General features: G+C 68.5%; 18 protein-coding genes and 1 tRNA gene. 17 read left to right on the top strand and 2 right to left on the bottom strand.

Annotation, left to right across the window (positions count from 1 at the left end; translation table 11 throughout):
- The first annotated feature begins 6 nt into the window (after nucleotides 1–6).
- The 8 genes from infC (at nucleotide 7) to ACEZHJ_RS07015 (ending at nucleotide 5,541) form a co-directional block, all read left to right on the top strand.
- Nucleotides 7–561 (top strand): translation initiation factor IF-3, encoded by a 555-nt coding sequence (gene infC / locus ACEZHJ_RS07050; RefSeq protein WP_084594188.1) that lies wholly within the window; start codon nucleotides 7–9, stop codon nucleotides 559–561.
- An 82-nt stretch (nucleotides 562–643) separates the two neighbouring features.
- Nucleotides 644–841 carry a 50S ribosomal protein L35 gene (rpmI, locus tag ACEZHJ_RS07045; protein ID WP_163139183.1) on the top strand — a complete coding sequence of 66 codons (198 nt, stop codon included), beginning with the start codon at nucleotides 644–646 and terminating at the stop codon, nucleotides 839–841.
- Between the two features lie 30 nt (nucleotides 842–871).
- Nucleotides 872–1,228: a 50S ribosomal protein L20 gene (gene rplT, locus ACEZHJ_RS07040; RefSeq protein WP_163139184.1), complete on the top strand. Its 357-nt coding sequence runs from the start codon at nucleotides 872–874 to the stop codon at nucleotides 1,226–1,228.
- A gap of 100 nt (nucleotides 1,229–1,328) precedes the next feature.
- Nucleotides 1,329–2,351 (top strand): phenylalanine--tRNA ligase subunit alpha, encoded by a 1,023-nt coding sequence (gene pheS, locus ACEZHJ_RS07035; RefSeq protein WP_018718550.1) that lies wholly within the window; start codon nucleotides 1,329–1,331, stop codon nucleotides 2,349–2,351.
- Nucleotides 2,352–2,387: 36 nt separating this feature from the next.
- Nucleotides 2,388–4,766 (top strand): phenylalanine--tRNA ligase subunit beta, encoded by a 2,379-nt coding sequence (gene pheT, locus ACEZHJ_RS07030; protein WP_018718549.1) that lies wholly within the window; start codon nucleotides 2,388–2,390, stop codon nucleotides 4,764–4,766.
- 7 nt (nucleotides 4,767–4,773) lie between these two features.
- A complete protein-coding gene (gene ihfA / locus ACEZHJ_RS07025) occupies nucleotides 4,774–5,076 on the top strand; it encodes an integration host factor subunit alpha (RefSeq protein WP_018718548.1) in 303 nt (100 codons plus the stop codon).
- On the top strand, nucleotides 5,054–5,410 hold the full coding sequence (locus ACEZHJ_RS07020; RefSeq protein WP_018718547.1) for a MerR family transcriptional regulator: 357 nt from the start codon (nucleotides 5,054–5,056) through the stop codon (nucleotides 5,408–5,410). Before ihfA ends, ACEZHJ_RS07020 begins: the two co-directional genes overlap by 23 nt.
- A 54-nt stretch (nucleotides 5,411–5,464) precedes the next feature.
- Nucleotides 5,465–5,541 (top strand) — tRNA-Pro (locus tag ACEZHJ_RS07015).
- A 138-nt stretch (nucleotides 5,542–5,679) separates the two neighbouring features.
- Here the strand turns inward: ACEZHJ_RS07015 and ACEZHJ_RS07010 are convergent.
- The gene (locus ACEZHJ_RS07010) at nucleotides 5,680–7,236 is read right to left on the bottom strand and encodes a diguanylate cyclase (RefSeq protein ID WP_163139185.1); all 1,557 of its coding nucleotides are present in this window, start codon (nucleotides 7,234–7,236) and stop codon (nucleotides 5,680–5,682) included.
- A 272-nt stretch (nucleotides 7,237–7,508) separates the two neighbouring features.
- On the opposite strand from ACEZHJ_RS07010, the gene ACEZHJ_RS07005 reads away from it, so the two are divergent.
- From ACEZHJ_RS07005 to ACEZHJ_RS06965, 9 genes are all read left to right on the top strand, one after another.
- Nucleotides 7,509–8,426 (top strand): hypothetical protein, encoded by a 918-nt coding sequence (locus ACEZHJ_RS07005; protein WP_163143222.1) that lies wholly within the window; start codon nucleotides 7,509–7,511, stop codon nucleotides 8,424–8,426.
- Nucleotides 8,427–8,602: 176 nt separating this feature from the next.
- Complete coding sequence (locus tag ACEZHJ_RS07000; RefSeq protein WP_375036366.1) at nucleotides 8,603–9,010, top strand: PA2779 family protein; 408 nt, start codon at nucleotides 8,603–8,605, stop codon at nucleotides 9,008–9,010.
- 141 nt (nucleotides 9,011–9,151) lie between these two features.
- A complete protein-coding gene (locus ACEZHJ_RS06995; RefSeq protein ID WP_240466171.1) occupies nucleotides 9,152–10,093 on the top strand; it encodes a PA2778 family cysteine peptidase in 942 nt (313 codons plus the stop codon).
- A gap of 210 nt (nucleotides 10,094–10,303) precedes the next feature.
- Nucleotides 10,304–11,671, top strand: coding sequence for a substrate-binding protein (locus tag ACEZHJ_RS06990; RefSeq protein WP_018718542.1), 1,368 nt, complete (start codon nucleotides 10,304–10,306; stop codon nucleotides 11,669–11,671).
- 142 nt (nucleotides 11,672–11,813) lie between these two features.
- On the top strand, nucleotides 11,814–12,716 hold the full coding sequence (locus ACEZHJ_RS06985; RefSeq protein ID WP_018718541.1) for a branched-chain amino acid ABC transporter permease: 903 nt from the start codon (nucleotides 11,814–11,816) through the stop codon (nucleotides 12,714–12,716).
- Nucleotides 12,716–13,783, top strand: a complete 1,068-nt coding sequence (locus tag ACEZHJ_RS06980; protein WP_018718540.1) for a branched-chain amino acid ABC transporter permease — start codon at nucleotides 12,716–12,718, stop codon at nucleotides 13,781–13,783. The genes ACEZHJ_RS06985 and ACEZHJ_RS06980 overlap by 1 nt, the downstream gene beginning before the upstream one ends.
- A gap of 31 nt (nucleotides 13,784–13,814) precedes the next feature.
- Nucleotides 13,815–14,579 carry an ABC transporter ATP-binding protein gene (locus ACEZHJ_RS06975; protein ID WP_018718539.1) on the top strand — a complete coding sequence of 255 codons (765 nt, stop codon included), beginning with the start codon at nucleotides 13,815–13,817 and terminating at the stop codon, nucleotides 14,577–14,579.
- The gene (locus ACEZHJ_RS06970; RefSeq protein ID WP_018718538.1) at nucleotides 14,576–15,331 is read left to right on the top strand and encodes an ABC transporter ATP-binding protein; all 756 of its coding nucleotides are present in this window, start codon (nucleotides 14,576–14,578) and stop codon (nucleotides 15,329–15,331) included. Before ACEZHJ_RS06975 ends, ACEZHJ_RS06970 begins: the two co-directional genes overlap by 4 nt.
- A 152-nt stretch (nucleotides 15,332–15,483) precedes the next feature.
- A complete protein-coding gene (locus ACEZHJ_RS06965) occupies nucleotides 15,484–16,221 on the top strand; it encodes a glycerophosphodiester phosphodiesterase family protein (RefSeq protein WP_018718537.1) in 738 nt (245 codons plus the stop codon).
- A 16-nt stretch (nucleotides 16,222–16,237) separates the two neighbouring features.
- Here the strand turns inward: ACEZHJ_RS06965 and ACEZHJ_RS06960 are convergent, their stop codons facing one another.
- Nucleotides 16,238–18,013, bottom strand: coding sequence for a SulP family inorganic anion transporter (locus ACEZHJ_RS06960; RefSeq protein ID WP_375036365.1), 1,776 nt, complete (start codon nucleotides 18,011–18,013; stop codon nucleotides 16,238–16,240).
- Nucleotides 18,014–18,118 lie beyond the last annotated feature (105 nt).

The following is an 18,118-nucleotide window of genomic DNA, read 5'->3' as shown; positions in this document are numbered from 1 at the left end:
ATCGCTATCCGTAGAAAACCGGGGGCCCGTCGGCAGCAGCCGAGTGCGGGCGACAATCGCAGGGTCAATCGTGATATCCGTGTCCCCAATGTCCGCCTGATCGACGAGAACGGCGAGCAGGTCGGGGTCATGGACACCCGGGACGCCCTTGCCAGGGCAGAGGAAGCGGAGCTGGACCTGGTCGAGCTCGACGCCAATGCCGATCCGCCCGTCTGCCGGATCATGGATCATGGCAAGTGGAAGTTCGAACAGCAGAAAAAACAGCAGGCTGCGCGCAAGAAGCAAAAGCAGATCCAGGTCAAGGAGGTCAAGTTCCGCCCGGGTACCGACCAGGGGGACTATGACGTCAAGCTGCGCAACGTGCGCCGGTTCCTCGAAGAGGGGGACAAGGTGAAGATCACGCTGCGTTTCCGGGGCCGGGAGATGGCCCACCAGGAACTGGGCCTGCAGCTGCTCCAGCGTGTCGAGCAGGACCTCGAGGAAGAGGCCACCGTCGATCAGCGGCCCAAGATGGAAGGGCGGCTGATGGTGATGATGCTCTCGCCGCGCAAGGGCAAGTAGCCCCGTAACGCCGGCGGGCGAGCACCGAGAATCCCTGGCGGTTCCGCCAGGGGTTTTTGTTTGAGAAAGCGGAGATCAGGCAATGCCGAAGATCAAGACCAACCGCGGCGCCGCGAAGCGCTTCCGGAAGACCGGTTCGGGCCGTTTCAAGCGCGCCCAGGCCTTCCACAACCATATCCTGACCAAGAAGGATATGAAGCGTAAGCGCGGCCTGCGTGCGCCGGCCCTCGTGGCGGAACAGGATACCGCCATGATCCGTCGCATGCTGCCGTACTCGTAAACCAGAGGGAATCATTCGGGAGACAACACGATGGCGAGAGTAAAGCGCGGTGTCACTGCCCGCCGCCGCCACAAGAAGGTCCTTACCAAGGCCAAGGGCTATTACGGTGCCCGGCGCAAGACCTTCAAAGTGGCCAATCAGGCCGTCACCAAGGCTGGACAATACGCCTATCGGGACCGTCGCCAGCGCAAGCGCGAGTTCCGCTCGCTGTGGATCCAGCGCATCAACGCCGCGGCGCGGGCTCACGGTCTGTCCTACAGCCGCCTGATCGACGGCCTGCGCAAGGCCGAGGTCGAGGTGGACCGCAAGATGCTCGCGGACATCGCGGTGCATGATCCGGCGGGCTTCGGTCAGCTCGCCGAGAAGGCGAAGGCAAGCCTCGCCTGAAGCGCGGGAAACGGGCGTACCCCCGCGGGTACGCCCGCCGTATGGAAAGGGAAGGGGCCGTAGCGACCTTCCCTTTTTTTATCGCCGGACGGGACGGACCATGAGCAATCAGGATCTCGACGCCCTCGTCGCCGCCGCCGAGCAGGCCATCGACGCCGCCGGCGACCTCGCCGAGCTCGATGCCGTACGTGTCGACTACCTCGGCAAGAAGGGCCGGCTGACCGCCGAGCTCAAGCAGCTCGGACGCCTCCCCGCGGAGGAGCGGCCGGCCGCAGGACAGGCCATCAATGCCGCGAAGCAGCGCCTCGCCGAGCGCCTGGAGGGCCGGCGGGAGGCCCTGGAACGGGCCTCGCTGGCGCGCTCGCTGGAGGCGGAGCGCGTCGACGTGACGCTGCCCGGCCGGGGTACGGCCCCGGGCGGCCTGCACCCGATCACCCGGACGCTGGAGCGGATCGAGGATCTGTTCGCCGCCGTGGGCTTCAGCATCGCCGAGGGCCCGGAGGTCGAGGACGACTACCACAACTTCGAGGCCCTCAATATCCCCGCGCATCACCCCGCCCGGGCGATGCATGACACCTTCTATTTCGACGCCCGGCATCTGCTGCGCACCCACACCTCGCCGGTACAGATCCGGGTCATGGAGAACGACGGCGCACCCGTGCGGGTCATTGCCCCGGGGCGGGTCTACCGCTGCGATTCGGATTTGACCCATACGCCGATGTTCCACCAGGTGGAGGGCCTGCTGGTCGACGAGGGCATCACCTTCGGTGATCTCAAGGCGGTGCTCGACGATTTCGTCAAGCGCTTCTTCGAGCAGGACCTGGCGGTGCGCTTCCGCCCCTCGTATTTCCCGTTCACCGAGCCCTCGGCGGAGGTGGATGTGGAGTGCATGTTCTGCTCGGGCGACGGCTGCCGGGTCTGCGGCGGCAGCGGCTGGCTGGAGATCCTCGGTTGCGGGATGGTCCATCCGGCGGTGTTCGAGCACGTGGGCGTCGATCCGGAGCGCTACAGCGGCTATGCCTTCGGCATGGGCGCCGAGCGGCTGGCCATGCTGCGCTACGGCGTCAACGACCTGCGCATCTTCTTCGAGAACGATCTGCGCTTCCTGCGCCAGTTCCGCTAGGCGGCGGGCACTCGATCAACACACCAGGGGCATCGCATGAGGATCAGTGAGCAGTGGCTGCGCGAGTGGGTAACACTCCCCGAGACCACGGCCGAATTGGGGCACCGCCTGACCATGGCCGGCCTGGAGGTGGACGCTGTCGAGCCGGCGGCTCCGCCGTTCACCGGGCTGGTCGTCGGTGAGGTCGTCGCCTGCGAGCCGCACCCCGATGCCGACCGGCTCAGCGTATGCACCGTTGCCGACGGCGAGGACGAGCAGACGGTGGTCTGCGGCGCACCCAACGTCCGTGTCGGCCTGAAGGCGCCGTTCGCACGAATCGGCGCTGTGCTGCCCGGCGACTTCCGCATCCGGCGTACCAAGCTCAGGGGCGTGGCATCCCACGGCATGCTCTGCTCGGCCCGCGAGCTCGGCCTCTCCGAGGACGCGGCCGGCCTGATGGAGTTGCCCGGCTCGGCGCCGACAGGTGCCGACCTGCGCGAGTATCTCGGCCTCGACGACACCGTCATCGAGGTCGACCTCACACCGAACCGCAGCGACTGCCTCGGCATGGCCGGTGTCGCCCGTGAAGTGGGCGTGATCGGCCGTTGCGAGGTTACCGACCCGGCCGCCGGCACCGTCAGTCCCGCGCTGACCGATTCCTTCCCCGTGCGGCTGGACGCCCCCGCCGCCTGCCCGCGTTATCTCGGGCGGATCGTGCGCGGCGTGGACACGGCCGCGGAGACGCCGGTATGGATGCGCGAGCGCCTGCGCCGTGCCGGTGTGCGCCCGCTGTCCGTGGCCGTGGACGTCACCAACTACGTCATGCTCGAGCTCGGACAGCCGATGCACGCCTTCGATCTGGCGACGCTCAGGGGCGGCATTCATGTGCGCATGGCGGCGTCCGGCGAGCGCCTGGCGCTGCTCAACGGTGACACCGTCACCCTAGACCCGGAGACGCTGGTCATCGCCGACGACGAGCGCGCGGTGGCCATGGCGGGGATCATGGGCGGGGCCGACACCGCCGTCGGCGAGGGCACCCGGGACGTGTTCCTGGAGGCCGCATTCTTCGCCCCCGACGCGATCGCAGGACGGGCCCGTGCCCACGGTCTGCACACCGATTCCTCGCACCGGTTCGAGCGTGGTGTCGACCCGGCGCTGCCGGCCCGGGCCATGGAGCGCGCGACGGCGCTGCTCACCGCCATCGCCGGCGGCGAGGCGGGGCCCGCGGGCGAGGCGGTGGACGAGGGGGCGCTGCCGGTACGGCCGCCGGTCCGCCTGCGTCCGGGCCGGGTCAACCGGCTGCTGGGCACGGATACGCCGGAGGCCGAGATGCGCGACATCCTCGAGCGTCTCGGGATGGCAGTGGCCGGTGAGGCGCACGAGTGGTCCGTCACCCCGCCGACCTGGCGCTTCGACATCGCCAGAGAGGAGGACCTGGTCGAGGAGATCGCGCGTATCCGCGGCTATGACAGCATCCCGGTCAAGCGCACGCCGGCCCCGCTGGCGATGAGCCCGCAGCCGGAGACGCGGCTCGGTCTGCGGCGCCTGCGCCGGGCACTGGTGGACCGGGACTACCAGGAGGCGATCACCTACAGCTTCGTCGCCCGGGAGCTCGACGAGTCCCTGGACCCGGACTCCGAGGCGCTGGCGCTCGCCAACCCCCTGTCCGAGGAGCTGGCGGTGATGCGCACGAGCCTCTGGCCCGGGCTGGTACGCGCGGCCGTGTATAACCAGAACCGGCAGAGCCCGCGGGTGCGGCTGTTCGAGTCCGGCCTGCGTTTCCGCGGCAGCGACGGCGCGACCCTGGAGCAGACGCCGGTGCTCGCCGGCATCGCCACGGGCAACGCCGCCGGCGAGCACTGGGATGGCGGGTCCCGGCCCCTGGACTTCTTCGACATCAAGGGCGACGTCGAGGCCCTGATGGCGCTTACGGGGGTGCCGGACTCCTTCACCTTCGAGCCGGCCGAGCACCCGGCGCTGCACCCGGGGCAGAGTGCTCGTGTGCTGCGTGACGGCCGGCCGGCGGGTTGGATCGGCGCGATACATCCGGACCTCGAAGGGCGCCTGGAGCTCGCCGGTCGTAGCTACGTCTTCGAGATCGAGCTCGCCGCGCTGGATGCAGCTCGGGTACCGGCCTTCGAGCCGCTGTCGCGCTATCCCTCCATCCGCCGCGACCTCGCCGTCGTGGTCGACGACGATGTCGCCGCGGGCACACTGCGGCGGCTGATCGCCGAGAGCGCCGGCGAGTGGCTGCGCGATCTCGCCGTCTTCGACGTCTACCGCGGCCGGGGTGTCCCCGAGGGGCGCAAGAGCCTGGCTATCGGCTTGATTTTGCAGGATTCCGGGCGCACGCTAACCGATGCTGACGTGGAGGGCTGCATCGCGGGCGTGATCGAACGGCTGCGTACCGAACTCAACGCATCGCTTAGGGAGTGAATCGACGATGGCACTGACCAAGGCCGACATGGCCGAGCGCCTGTTCGAGGAGGTGGGACTGAACAAGCGCGAGGCGAAGGAGCTCGTGGAGAGCTTCTTCGAGGAGATCCGCTCCGCCCTGGAGCGCGGCGTGCCGGTCAAGCTCTCCGGATTCGGCAATTTTGATCTGCGGGACAAGAACCAGCGGCCGGGGCGCAACCCCAAGACGGGCGAGGAGATCCCGATCTCCGCGCGTCGCGTGGTGACCTTCCGGCCGGGACAGAAACTGAAGTCGCGGGTCGAGGCCTATGCTGGACACGACAAGCAATGACGAGCTGCCGCCGATCCCGGCGAAGCGTTACTTCGCCATCGGTGAGGTGAGCGAGCTCTGCGCGGTCAAGCCGCACGTGCTGCGCTACTGGGAGCAGGAGTTCCCCCAGCTCAAGCCGGTCAAGCGCCGGGGGAACCGCCGCTACTACCAGCGCCAGGACGTGATGCTGATCCGCCAGATCCGCACGCTGCTCTACCAGGAGGGGTTCACCATCGGCGGCGCCCGGCAGAAGCTTGCCGGCGACGACGCCCGCCAGGACCTCAACCAGGGGCAGCAGGTGATCCGCCAGATCCGCTCGGAGCTGGAGGACGTGCTCTCCGCGCTGCGGCGCTGAGCGCCGCAGCGCCTTTCACTGAACGCGGTGATGGGGTATCATCTCGCGCGTATTCGGGGTGTAGCGCAGCCTGGTAGCGCACCTGCATGGGGTGCAGGTGGTCGGAGGTTCGAATCCTCTCACCCCGACCAAAAAACACGAGGCGGGCCAATGGGTTGCGAGAGCTTCCCGGCCCGCCTTTTTCGTGTTCTCAAACTGTTCTCAAAACGTGCTGCGGGATCATGCCGGGCGGGGCGGGGACCCTCGGGTGGCCGTTTCACTCCGCGAGCTTACCCCCAGAACATCGGTGCCGCGCTCACCCGGTTCCGGCCGGCGGCCTTGGCGTCGTACATGGCGCGGTCGGCGGCATTGCACAGGGTTTCCGCACTGCGTCCGTGGTGCGGGTATATTGCCACGCCGATGCTGATCGTCACGGTCTCCGGCACGGGCAGCGGGAATGCGGTATCGGCGACGAGCCGTCGCAGCCGTTCTGCCGTCTCCACTGCCTCCGCCAGCTCCACCTCCGGCAGCAGGATCACCAGTTCCTCGCCGCCGAATCGGGTGACGCTGTCCACCGTGCGCACGTTGGCCTCAAGCACGTGGCTGAGCGTGCGCAGGACGTCGTCGCCGACCAGGTGGCCGAAGCGGTCGTTGACCGTCTTGAAGTGGTCGATGTCCACCCAGAGCACCGCGAGGGTATGGTCGAAGCGGTCCGCCCGGGAGATCTCGGTATCGAGACGATGCTCCAGCTCGCGGCGGTTGGGCAGGCCGGTGAGCGGGTCCTTCGCCGCCTGGCGGGCGAGCTCCTGCTCCATGCGCTTGCGCTGGGTGATGTCCATGATGATGCCTTCCAGAACGGTCTCGCCGTCGAGGCTCACCTCCTGGCCCTGTTCCCATACCCACAGCTCCGTGCCGTCACGCCGGCACAGGCGGTATTCCACGGCGAACTGGCGCTGGTTGGCGACCGCAGTGCTTACCTCCTCGTCGACGGTGGCGCGGTCGTCGGAGTGGATGAGGTCGACGAAGGCCACATCGCGGTTGTCGATCAGCGCCTCCGGGGGATAGCCGGTAAGCGTGAGACAGTGGCTGGAGGCGAATTTCATCGTCCAGTAGCCGTCGTTGAGGCATCGGTACGCCATGCCCGGCAGGTTGCTGAGGAGCGTGGCCAGCTGGCGCTCACGGGCCCTGAGCGCGGTTTCGGCACGGCGACGCTCGGTGACGTCCTGGCCGATGGCGATGGAGCCCATGAGTTGGCCACTCTCGTCGAAGAAGCGCCGGGCGTCCCAGGAGATCACCTTCTCGTCGCCGTCGCGGCAGCGAATCGTGGTCTCGAAGCCCGATAGCTCGGTGCCGCGCTCGTGCATCCCGCGTACCGCCTCGATGACCCGGGTGCGGTAATCCGGATCCGGGTAGAGATTGGCCCAGATGCGGTCGCTATGGAGGACGGACTCGCGGTCGTAGCCGCTGATCGACTCCGCAGCCTGGTTCCAGACCTGTATCTGTCCGTCCGGGTCGATGACATTCAGCCAGATGCTGGCGTTGTCGATGATGCTGCGGCGGAACTGGTTGAGCTCGTCCAGCTCGGAACGCTGTCTCTCCAGGCGCTGGACGAGGTCGTCGGCCTTGTGGAGCTGGCGGTAGACGAGGAGCCAGAGTGCCGCGGCGGTGACGAGCACGAAGGCGGTGCCCTTGATCGTCTGCAGCCAGGAGAGGGCGTCGGGATCACGGAACCACAGCTCGAGGAGGCTATCCGAGAGGGTGATCCAGGCGGTTGCGGCCACGGCATACAGCAGGGCGAGTCTCGCGGCCTGGCGTAGCGGTGGCCCGGAACGGTATGGCCGCTGCATGGCGCCTCTTCGACCTCCCCGAGGGATGTTGCCCGGCGTGCATCCGTTGGGATGCGGTGACCGACTGCTCACGCGTGTTGTGCGGTTGCTCACAATCCTCACGATAATCGAGTTGCCCGACGGGGCCAACGCCTTTCCGGTCGCCGGCGTGTCGGGGCCGCCGGCTGGACAGTGTGCAGTGCGACTGCTTGCCTGAAGGGCAGGGGCCGGAATGAGGAGGTGGGGTGGGCGAGGTCCGAAGACGGACAGATGGGGCACCGTGGCGATGGGCGATGTCGCTCCTGCTGGCGGTGACGGTGCTGCCACGGGTGGTCGAGGCGACCGGGCGGCCGGGTTCCGCAGATATCCGGAGTGGCGGCGGGACGGGGTTGGAGGTCGTCGCCTCCGAGCCCGGCGGTGCGCGGGTCCCGGTGTGTGTCGTCGTGCGTGACGCCCGTTCCGGGCTGCAGGCGGGTTACGCCGTCACGCCCGCATCTCCCCGGCGCGGTGCCGGCGCACCGGTCCGGCTTGCATTGGCGCCGGGTGCGTACGACGTGTACGTCGTGCCGCGCGATGTCGTTGGCGCGGCCACCCATGCCGCCCGGGACATCTGGATTACCCGGGGCTGGCACCGTCTGCGGGTCGGGTTCGCGCAGGGGCGGCTGGCGGTCACGGTCGCCGGGGCGCGGGGAATCGTGCCGGCGGGCGTGCGGGTGAACCGGGTCCGGGACGGTGGCGCCGTTGACGAGTCCGCCATCGAGTCCGGCGGGGCCGACCGGCCAACGGTGTTCGCCCTGCCGGGTGGGCGTTACGACGTGCGCGCACGCACCGCCGACGCGGTTCTCACCGCCCGCGGTCTCGAAGTGGTGCCGGGATCGCTGCTGGCGGTACGCCTGCGTGCCGGGGGAGGCGCCGGCGCTCACCGCGAGGCCCTGACCGTCCGGTCCACCGCGGCTGCCTCCGCGCCGTCACCCGACTATGCCGCGGCGGCGATACGCGCCGCCTGGCGGGTGCGCAAGGGGGCGTTGCGGCATCGATACCGGCTCGCCGGCGTGAAGGAGGTGTTGGCCGCAGACCGGGGCCGGCGCTACCGTCTCCTCCTCGTGCCCCGTGGTGGCGGCGAGGTCGTGACCGCGGCGGCGGGCACGGTCTTCCTCGCCGGAACCGGCTGGCGCATCCGCTGGCTCGACCTCCCGCCGCAGGGGCGTTAGCCGTTCCGTCTGGCATATCCCCCGGGCACACCGCGCGGTGGCCGGCCATCACATGTCGCTGTCCGGGGACGCTTCCGACCGACGGCCTGAGCGGCAGCGCAGCGGCTCTACGGCGGCCGGCCCGGTCGGCTATGATGGATGCCGGTAGCCGTCAATCACACAGGAGGGAAGAAGAAATGGACCGCTTTATCGCAACAAATCGCCGCCTCGTCCCGCTGCTCGCCGCCCTGTTTCTGTGGGCGACGCTGTTCATTCCGGCCGCGCAGGCCAGCATGGTGGGTACCCAGACCCTCGCCGCCCAGCAGTCGGCGGATGCCGCCCGTGAGCGGGTCCAGGCGCTGCTCCAGCGCGAGGACGTGCGTGACCAGCTCGTCTCCTATGGTGTCGACCCGGCCGAGGCGCAGCAGCGCGTTGCCGCACTCTCCGACGCGGAGGCCCGCCAGATGGCGCAGCGCATGGATGAGATGCCCGCGGGTGGCACCAGCATTCTGGGGGCCGCGGTGTTCATCTTCGTGGTGTTGCTGATCACCGACATCCTCGGCTTTACCGACGTGTTCCCGTTCGTCAACAACACCGCCCGCTAGGCGGTCCAGGAAGGGGTCATGCGGCGTAACGGCAGGCATGCGAGGCCCGTCGGGCCCGGACTGAGCCCTGCAGTGCCCGGGGGGCCGGGGAGGATGCATCCCCCGGCCCCCGCGGGCGGGCGCCGCCGAAGCCCCGTGGCGATGGCGGTGGCCCTGCTCGCCGCCATCCTCCTCAGCGCCTGCGCCGGGATACCGGAGCAGCGTGCCGAGCTTGCCGAGGGGACGACGGCCACGGAGCTGGATGCCGTGCCCTTCTTCCCCGACACCGCCTACTACTGCGGGCCCGCCTCGCTGGCGAGCACGCTGGAGTGGAGCGGTTACGAGACCTCGCCGGACGCGCTCGGCGGGTCCCTGTTCATCCCGGAACGCAACGGCAGCCTTCAGCCCGAGATGCTGGCGACGGCGCGCCGCGCGGGACGTCTGGCCTACCAGATCGACGGCCGCCTCGCCGCCGTTCAGCGCGAGCTCCGCGCCGGGCACCCGGTGATCGTCCTCCAGAACCTGGCGTTCGGATGGTGGCCGCGGTGGCACTATGCCGTGGTCGTGGGGCTGTATCCGGACGACGGCACCGTGGTGCTGCGTTCCGGCGAGCGCCGCCGTCACCGCATCAGCTTCAAGACATTCCTGCACACCTGGGCGCGGGCGGAATACTGGGCCATGGTCACCCCGGCGCCAGGGGGCCTGCCGGCCACCGCCGAGCCCGGGCCGCTGTTCCAGGCGCTGGCCTCCCTGGAGGGGACCGCGGGCGTGGGGCCGGCGATCCCCTACTGGCGTGCCGCGGCCGGGCGCTGGCCGGAGAGTGGCCCGTATGCCGTCGGGCTGGCCAATGCCGTCTACGCCGCCGGCGATGCGGACGCGGCCCGCAAGGTGCTCATCGACGCATTGCCACGGGTCGCCGAGGGCAAGGGGGTGGTCTGGAACAATCTCGCCAATATCGAGGCCGAGCAGGGCGACCTGGCCGAGGCCGAGGCGGCGGCGGAGTCCGCCGTGGCCGCCGGTGGTCCCCACGTCGAGCAGTTCCGCGACACCCTTGCCGATATCCGCTGCCGCCGCGGCAAGGGGGCCTGCCCCGGGGCTGAGTGAGTCGCCCGCCCTCACGCCCTTCTGTTCCCCGCCCGCCTCGGTGCCTGCCGCCGTGCTCTCCCGCCGGAAAACTGTGGGATGGTTCACGGACATTGCTGTTCTCCGATATCGTAGCTAGGCTATAACGAAAATGAATAGCTGCCAGAACAAGAAGCAGTGAGCCATGGCCGCCGCGCAACGCGGCAACGGCCAACAATGAGGAGGAGAGTGATGACCGACAGGAAAGACGACAGCAATCGCGGTTGGTCCCGGCGTAACGTGCTCAAGGCGGGTGCCGCATCGGCGGTGATCGCCGGCACCGGGCCGATGATCTTCACGCGCAACAGCTGGGCACAGGACGCCATCGGCAACTTCCCGGTCAAGGGCGACACCGTGATGTTCGGCTTCAACGTGCCGCAGACCGGTGCGTATGCCGACGAGGGGGCGGACGAGCTGCGCGCCTACAAGCTCGCCGTCAAGCATCTCAACAACGGCGGCGGCATGCTCGAGACCCTCAAGCCCAGCTCGCTCACCGGTCAGGGGGTGCTTGGCAAGAAGGTCGGCTACGTCAGCGGTGACACCCAGACCAGCCCGGATGCCGCGCGCACCAGCGCCCGCCGCATGATCGAACGCGACAAGGTGATCATGTACGGCGGCGGCTCCTCGAGCTCGGTGGCCATCGCCCAGCAGTACCTCGCACAGGAGATGGGTGTCATCTTCATGTGCGGCCTCACCCATTCCAACGACACCACCGGCAAGGACAAGCGGCGTTACGGTTTCCGCCACTTCTTCAACGCCTACATGTCCGGCAAGGCCCTCGGGCCGGTGCTCGCGGATGCCTACGGCACCGATCGCCGGGCCTTCCACCTCACCGCCGACTACACCTGGGGCCACACCCAGTATCAGTCCATCAAGGAGTTCACCGAGAAGGAAGGCTGGACGACGGTCAACAACATCATGACCCCGCTCGGCACCAGCGATTACTCGCAGTTCCTGACCGCGGTGCTCAACTCCGACGCCGACGTGCTGGTGCTCAACCACTACGGCAAGGACATGGTGAACTCGCTCACCCAGGCGGTGCAGTTCGGCATGAAGGACATGCAGAAGAACGGCAAGGACTTCCAGATCGTCGTTCCGCTGTACAGCCGTCTCATGGCCCAGGGTGCCGGTGCGAGCAACATCGACGGCGTGTTCGGCTCCACCAACTGGAACTGGACCCTCGAGGATGCGGGCTCGCAGGCCTTCGTGAAGTCCTTCGAGGACGAGTACGGCTTCCCCCCCTCCCAGGCGGCACAGACCTGCTACGTGCAGACCCTGCTCTATGCCAACGCCTGCGAGCGGGCCGGGACGTTCTACCCGCCGGAGGTCATCAAGGCCCTCGAGGACTTCCGCTTCACCGGTGCCGGCCCGGGCGAGGCCTACTACCGTGGTGCGGACCACCAGTGCTTCAAGGACATCCTGGTGGTGCAGGGCAAGGGCCCTGACCAGAAGCAGGGCGAGTACGACCTGCTCAACATCGTCCAGCACGTCAAGCGTGACGACGTGATCTACCCGGTGGATACCTTCTCCGGGGAGCTGGGTCCGTACAAGCCGGCCTGACGGCGGCTTCCGGCCGACAGTGCCACGGCCGACGGCCGTGGCACCGTTTATCAGCGCAGTCGCAAACTGATAATCGCGGGACCGGCCGCGCCCCGTCGCGCGGACGGGGGCTGCGGCGCATCCCGGCGGGTGGAGTCGTTCAATGTCCGGTGACCTGATTAACGCGCTATTCCTTCAGATTCTCACGGGCCTGCAGCTCGGCATGATCTACGCCATGATCGCGCTGGGGCTCACGCTCATCTTCGGCACCCTCGGCGTGGTCAATTTCGCCCATGGTGCGCTCTATCTCATCGGCGCCTACTGCGCCGTGATCATCGCGGGCAAGCTGGGATTCCTGTATGCGGTGATCCTGGTGCCGCTGATCCTGTTCGTGATCGGGATCATCCTCGAGCGCGGCCTGATCCAGTATTTCTACGACCGCCCCCACACGGACCAGATCCTGGTCACGTTCGGGCTGGCGATCGTCGCCGAGGAGGCCCTCAAGTGGATCTTCGGCGCCAACAACATCCCCTATCCAGTGCCCTCCTGGGGTCAGGGGATCGTCATGCTCCACGAATACGTGCCGTTCCTGAGCGGCTTTGTGGTCTTCCCCAAGTGGCGGTTGATCCTGATCCTGGTTTCCCTCGTGGTGATCGGGGCGCTGTTCTTCCTGCTGCAGTTCACGCGCTTCGGGCTGGTCATCCGCTCGGGCATGCGTGATGCGGAGATGGTGCGCTTCCTCGGCATCAACATCACCCGCCGCTTCGCTGCGGTGTTCGGCCTCGGCGCGCTGATCGCGGGTATCGCCGGCGTGTTCGGCGGGCCCATCACCCAGGTCAGTCCGGCCGTGGGCATGAAGATGCTCGTGCCCTCCTTCCTGGTGGTGGTCATCGGTGGCATGGGCTCCGTGGCCGGTGCGCTGATCGCCGCGGTGGTGCTCGGCATGGCGCTGAGCTTCACCGCCGAGTATTCGTCGATCCAGCAGATCATCATCTATCTGGTGGCGGTGGTGGTGCTGCTGACCCGTCCGCGCGGCCTGATGGGCAAGAAGGGGGTGTTCGAATAATGAGTGCCATGTCCAAGACCAGCGGTGGCGGGCGCGAGCTGCTGGTGATCGGCGTGTTTGCCGCCATCGTCCTGCTGCTGCCGTTCTGGCTGCCGCTGCTCGGCGGCTACGAGGCCCTGGCGACGAAGATCGTGATCTGGGCGCTGTTCGCCCTGGGCTTCGATATCCTGCTCGGGTTCACCGGGTTTCTGTCGTTCGGCCACGCGGCCTTCTTCGGTACCGCGGCCTACACCACGGGTCTGATGCTCAAGCACGTCAGCGCCGACATCATACCGGCGCTCGCAGTGAGCGTGTCGCTGACCCTGGTGCTCGCCATCGTGCTCGGCTTTCTCACGCTGCGGCGCAGCGGCATCTACTTCTCCATTCTCACGCTGGCCTTCGGCGAGATGTTGTACGCGGCGGTGCTGTCGATTTTCCAGGGCTGGACCGGGGGCGATAACGGCCTGACGATGAGCACCAAGCCGACGCTGCTCGGGCTGCCGATGCAGGGGCTTAACGTGTTCTACGTCTGCGCCGTGCTGCTCATAGGCGGCTTCGCGCTGGCACGCCAGATCAAGCGCTCGCCGTTCGGGCTGATGCTGATGTCCATCAAGGAGAACCCGATGCGGCTCGAGTACACCGGCGTCAACGTGATGGCCTACAAGATGATGGCGTTTACCATCAGCGGGCTCTACGCGGCCGTCGCCGGATCGCTGATGGTCGTCTACGAGCCCTATGTCGCCACCGAGTTCATGCACTGGACCACCTCCGGCGAGATCGTGATCATGTCCGTGATCGGCGGCGTGAACACGCTGCTCGGGCCGATGATCGGTGCCGCGTTCATGCTGTTCTTCGAGAACGTCGTGCAGGCGTTTATCGGTGAGCAGTGGAAGCTGATCCTTGGTGCCATCTTCGTCCTGGTGGTGATCTTCCTCCCCGGCGGCTTCATCGACCTCGCGCGCCGCGTGCGCAAGGCGATGGGCCATATGGTGCCGTCGCGCCGGGATAACGTGCCGGACGCCCCCGGCTCCATGCGTGAGGACCGCCAGAAGGGCCGCCGCGCGGATGCCCAGCTGGGCGGCCGCTAGGCCGGTGACGAACACGGGAGGAAGACGGATCATGAGTGAACAGGCACTGCTCGACGTTCAGGGGGTGTCCAAGAGCTTCGGCGGACTGCAGGCGCTCACGGACGTGAGCCTGCAGGTCCGGACCGGCAGCATCCACGCCATCATCGGCCCCAACGGGGCGGGCAAGTCGACCCTGCTCAACGTCCTCATCGGTCTGATCGAGGCCGATCAGGGTCACGTGCTCTTCGACGGGCGCGAGCTGCGCGGGGTCAAGCCCCACAGCATCATCCAGCGGGGGATCGCGCGGGTGTTCCAGACCCCGCAGGTCTTTCCGGCGATGAATCTCCTGCAGAACGTGGCCATTGCAGCGCTTGCCCGCCGCGATGGCCAGTTCTCCATCAAGGCCGCGGAGACGCTGCGCCGGGGACACGCCATCTATGAGGAGGCCGCGGCGACCCTGGAGCGGGTCGGTCTCGGCGATCACCTGGAGGAGCAGGCCCAGCATCTGGCCCGGGGCGACAAGCGCCGGCTGGAGCTCGCGGTCTGCCTTGCCGCGCGACCCAAGCTGCTGCTCCTCGACGAGCCGACCGCCGGCATGTCCCGGCATGACACCAACCGCACCATCGACCTGCTCAAGGAGATCTCCGAGACGGGTATGACCAAGGTGGTGATCGAGCACGACATGCACGTGGTCTTCAGCCTTGCCGAGCGGATCAGCGTGCTTGCGCAGGGGCGCATCATCGCCGGCGGCGCGCCGGACGAGGTCCGTGGCGATCCGCGAGTGAAAGAGGCCTATCTGGGAGGGGCACAGGAATGAGCGCCAGTACTCATGCGCAGCCGGCACAGACCGATGCGGGCGGACAGGAGGCGTACTTCGCGTGCCGGGACATTCACGCCTACTACGGCGAGAGCTACATCGTCCAGGGTGTGAGCTTCGAGGTCCGGGAGGGTGAGATCGTCGCCCTGCTCGGGCGCAACGGTGCCGGCAAGACCTCGACCCTGCGTACCATCGCCCGGGCCCACGATCCGCAGCTGCGCAGCGGCGAGATCTGGCTCGCCGGTCAGCCGCTGCATCGCATGCCCACCCACCGGGCGGCGCAGTCGGGGGTGCAGCTGGTGCCCGAGGACCGGCGGATCATCCCCGGCATCACGGTCGAGGAGAACCTGGTGGTGGCGCAGATCGCCGAGCCCCGGGGGTGGTCGATCGAGCAGATCTACGAGCACTTCCCGCGGCTCGCCGAGCGCCGCAAGCAGGAGGCGATCACCATGTCCGGCGGCGAGCAGCAGATGCTGGCCGTGGCCCGGGCACTGGCGCGGGATGTCAAGCTGCTGCTCCTCGACGAGCCCTACGAGGGACTGGCACCTCAGATCGTTCAGGAGATCGAGTCCATCCTCAGGGAGGTGAAGTCCCTGGGTATCACCACCATCATCGTCGAGCAGAACGCGATCGCCGCGCTGGAGCTCGCGGACCGGGCGGTGATCCTGGACATGGGCGAGGTCGCCTACGAGGGTGAGGCCAACCACGTGCTCGACAACCAGGAGCTCCGCGACCAGTACCTGGCGATCTAGGCATGGCCGGGCCCCGGGGCGTTGCCCCGGGCCGGGCCCGCCTGCAACACCCGTGTAATATTCCCGCGTCAGCCTTGGCCGTATGCCGTCCTGCCACGTGGCAGGATGGGTCGTTGTCCGCCGTGCCGCGGTCCGGGCCGAGGGAGTCATGCATGTTCGGGACACGGGTTTTCGCCCATCGCGGGGCATCGCTGGCCGCGCCGGAGAATACACTCCCGGCGATCGAGCTGGCGGCGGCCCTGGGTGTGGGCTGGGTGGAGCTGGATGTCCAGCTGCTCGGCGACGGCACGCCGGTCATCTTCCACGACGAGCGTCTGGATCGCTGCACCGACGGGGCCGGACGGATCGCCGATGCGGACTGGGCAGCGGTTGCCGCCCTCGATGCCGGCGGGTGGTTCTCACCCCGCTACGCCGGCACCCGGATGCCGCGTCTCGAGCAGGCCCTCGCCCTGTGTCGCCAGCGCGGGCTGGGGCTCAACCTTGAGCTCAAGCCGACGGGGGAGGAGGGCAGGCGGACGGCCCTGGCGGCCACGGTCCTCGATAGCCTGCAGACGACCGGGTTCCCACGGGAGGCGTTGCTGCTCTCGTCCTTCGACGTGCCGGTGCTCGCCGAATGCCGGCGACGGGATCCCGGGATCCGCCTGGGCCTGATCTGCGAGCGCGTGCCCGAGCGTGCCGGCGCCGTGCTGCAGGCGTTCGGCGGTGTGAGCCTGCACGTGGACTGGCGTCATCTGGACCCCGCCGGGGTGCGGCGGCTGTGCGCGGCGGGAATCGCGGTGGTGGCATGGACCGCCAACCGTCCCGAGGCGGTGGACCCGCTGTGGTCGGCGGGGCTCACGGCCGTGATTACCGACGACCCCAACGCCTATTTCGTGCGGGGCATCCGCTAGGAGCCGCAGGCCCGGGTCATCCCGCAGGGCGGTCCGGGCCGTGGATGCGGCGTCGTGTTGCGGCCGCGGTCGTCTCGTTCCCGCCGTCGCCCCCCAGGGCGTCCACCGCCGCGGCGACGCTGAGGTGGTGATGGCTCTCCGGCAGCCCGTGCCAGAGGTGTGTCTGCGCGAGCCGGTCCGCCACCGGCCCCTTCACCTCTGCGAGGTGCAGGGCGACTGACTGCGCCTGCAGATCGGCGTGCAGCGCCTCCAGCATCTCCAGCCCGCTGCTGTCGATGTAGCTCACCGAGCTCATCACCAGCACCGCGGCTTCGGCATCGGGATGGCGGTCGAGGGCCGCGAGCACGAAGTCGCGGACCGGCTCGGCGTTGGCGAAGTAGATGTTCTCGTCGATGCGCAGGAGCACCCGCCGGGGGTCGCAGACCACCTCGTGGCGCTCGACGTTGCGGAAATGCTCGGTGCCCGGGATGCGCCCGATCACGGCCATGTGCGGCCGGCTGCTGCGCCAGACGTAGAGGAACAGCGACAGCGCGATGCCGGCCACCAGCCCGGGCTCCAGGCCGAAGCCCAGCACGCCGGCCACCGTGGCGATGAGGGTCGCGCCGTCGCCCCGGTCGTACCGGGTGGTCTCTATCGCGCCGCGGAAGTCGATGAGCTGCCAGATGGCGACCACGATGATCGCGGCGAGCACCGCTTTCGGCAGGAACGCGAACCAGCCGGTGAAGAAGGCGGCGACCACCCCGACGAGGCCGGCGGTGATCAGCGCGGCGACCTGGGTTCGGGCCCCGGCGTCGAAGTTCACCACCGAGCGCGAGAAGCCGCCGGCGGCGGGCATGGTACCCACCAGCGCGGAGCCGAAGTTGGCCGCCCCCAGGGCGAGGAGCTCCTGATTGGCGTCGACGCGCTCGCGCCGGCGCCCGCCCAGGACCTTGGCGACGGTGACGCTCTCCACGTAGCCGATCAGTGCGATGAGCACCGCGGACGGGGCGAGCTCCACCCACCCGGCGCTGGCGAGGAAATCGAGACCCGGGGCCGGCAGGCCGGCGGGGATGTCGCCCACCACGCGCACCGGCGCACCGCCGTTGCCGGCGAGGGCGGCCATCGCCAGGGAGGCCGCGATCACCACCGCCAGCGGGGCCGTCCGGGAGGCAAGGGCGGCGGCGTTCGGGCTGGCGCCGAGCCCGGTGAGCAGCCGTTGCAGCGGCCGGCGCGCGAGCACCAGCGCGGCGATGGCGAGCACGGAGGTCACCGTGGTGGCGGCGGAGACGGCGCCGATGTGGGTGTACAGGCCGGTGATCATGGTGACCGCGTCCCCCCGGGGGGCATCGACGCCCAGCAGGTGGCCCACCTGGCTCAGCATGATCAGCGCCGCCGCCGCGCTGGTGAAACCGGACAGCACCGGGTGGCCGATCAGGTTGACCAGCCGGCCCAGGCGCAGGGCCCCACCGACGGCCAGTATTACGCCCACCTCCGCGGCCAGGATGGAGGCGCCGGTGATCCACTGCTGGGGATCGGCGCCGGCGAAGCGGGACAGGGCGTCGGCGACCATGAGTGCGGCGACGGCCACCGGGCCCACGGCAAGGGTGCGGCTGGTGCCGAACACCGCATAGACCGCCGGCGGTATGATACTGGCGTACAGCCCGGTCTCCGCCGGCAGTCCCGCGAGCAGCGCGTACGCCATGCCCTGGGGGACGAGCAGAATGGCGGTGATGATCCCCGCCGTCAGGTCGTCGGAGAAGGCCTGGCGGTCATAGCCGCGGAGGCTGGTCAGCAGGGGCGGTTGCAGCTTCATCGGCGCCGTTGCGTCTATGGTGATGATCGAGCGGTACCATTCGCAGTGTAATATATGTTTCAGTAATATGCTTATTACATTATTCGGGATATCAGTCGAAGGAGG

Origin of the sequence: Arhodomonas sp. KWT2 (assembly GCF_041949875.1) — a bacterium.
Taxonomy (GTDB): Bacteria; Pseudomonadota; Gammaproteobacteria; order Nitrococcales; family Nitrococcaceae; genus Arhodomonas; species Arhodomonas aquaeolei.
Note: the sequence above shows the minus strand (reverse complement) of the source record. Positions and strands in the feature narration are given on the sequence as shown.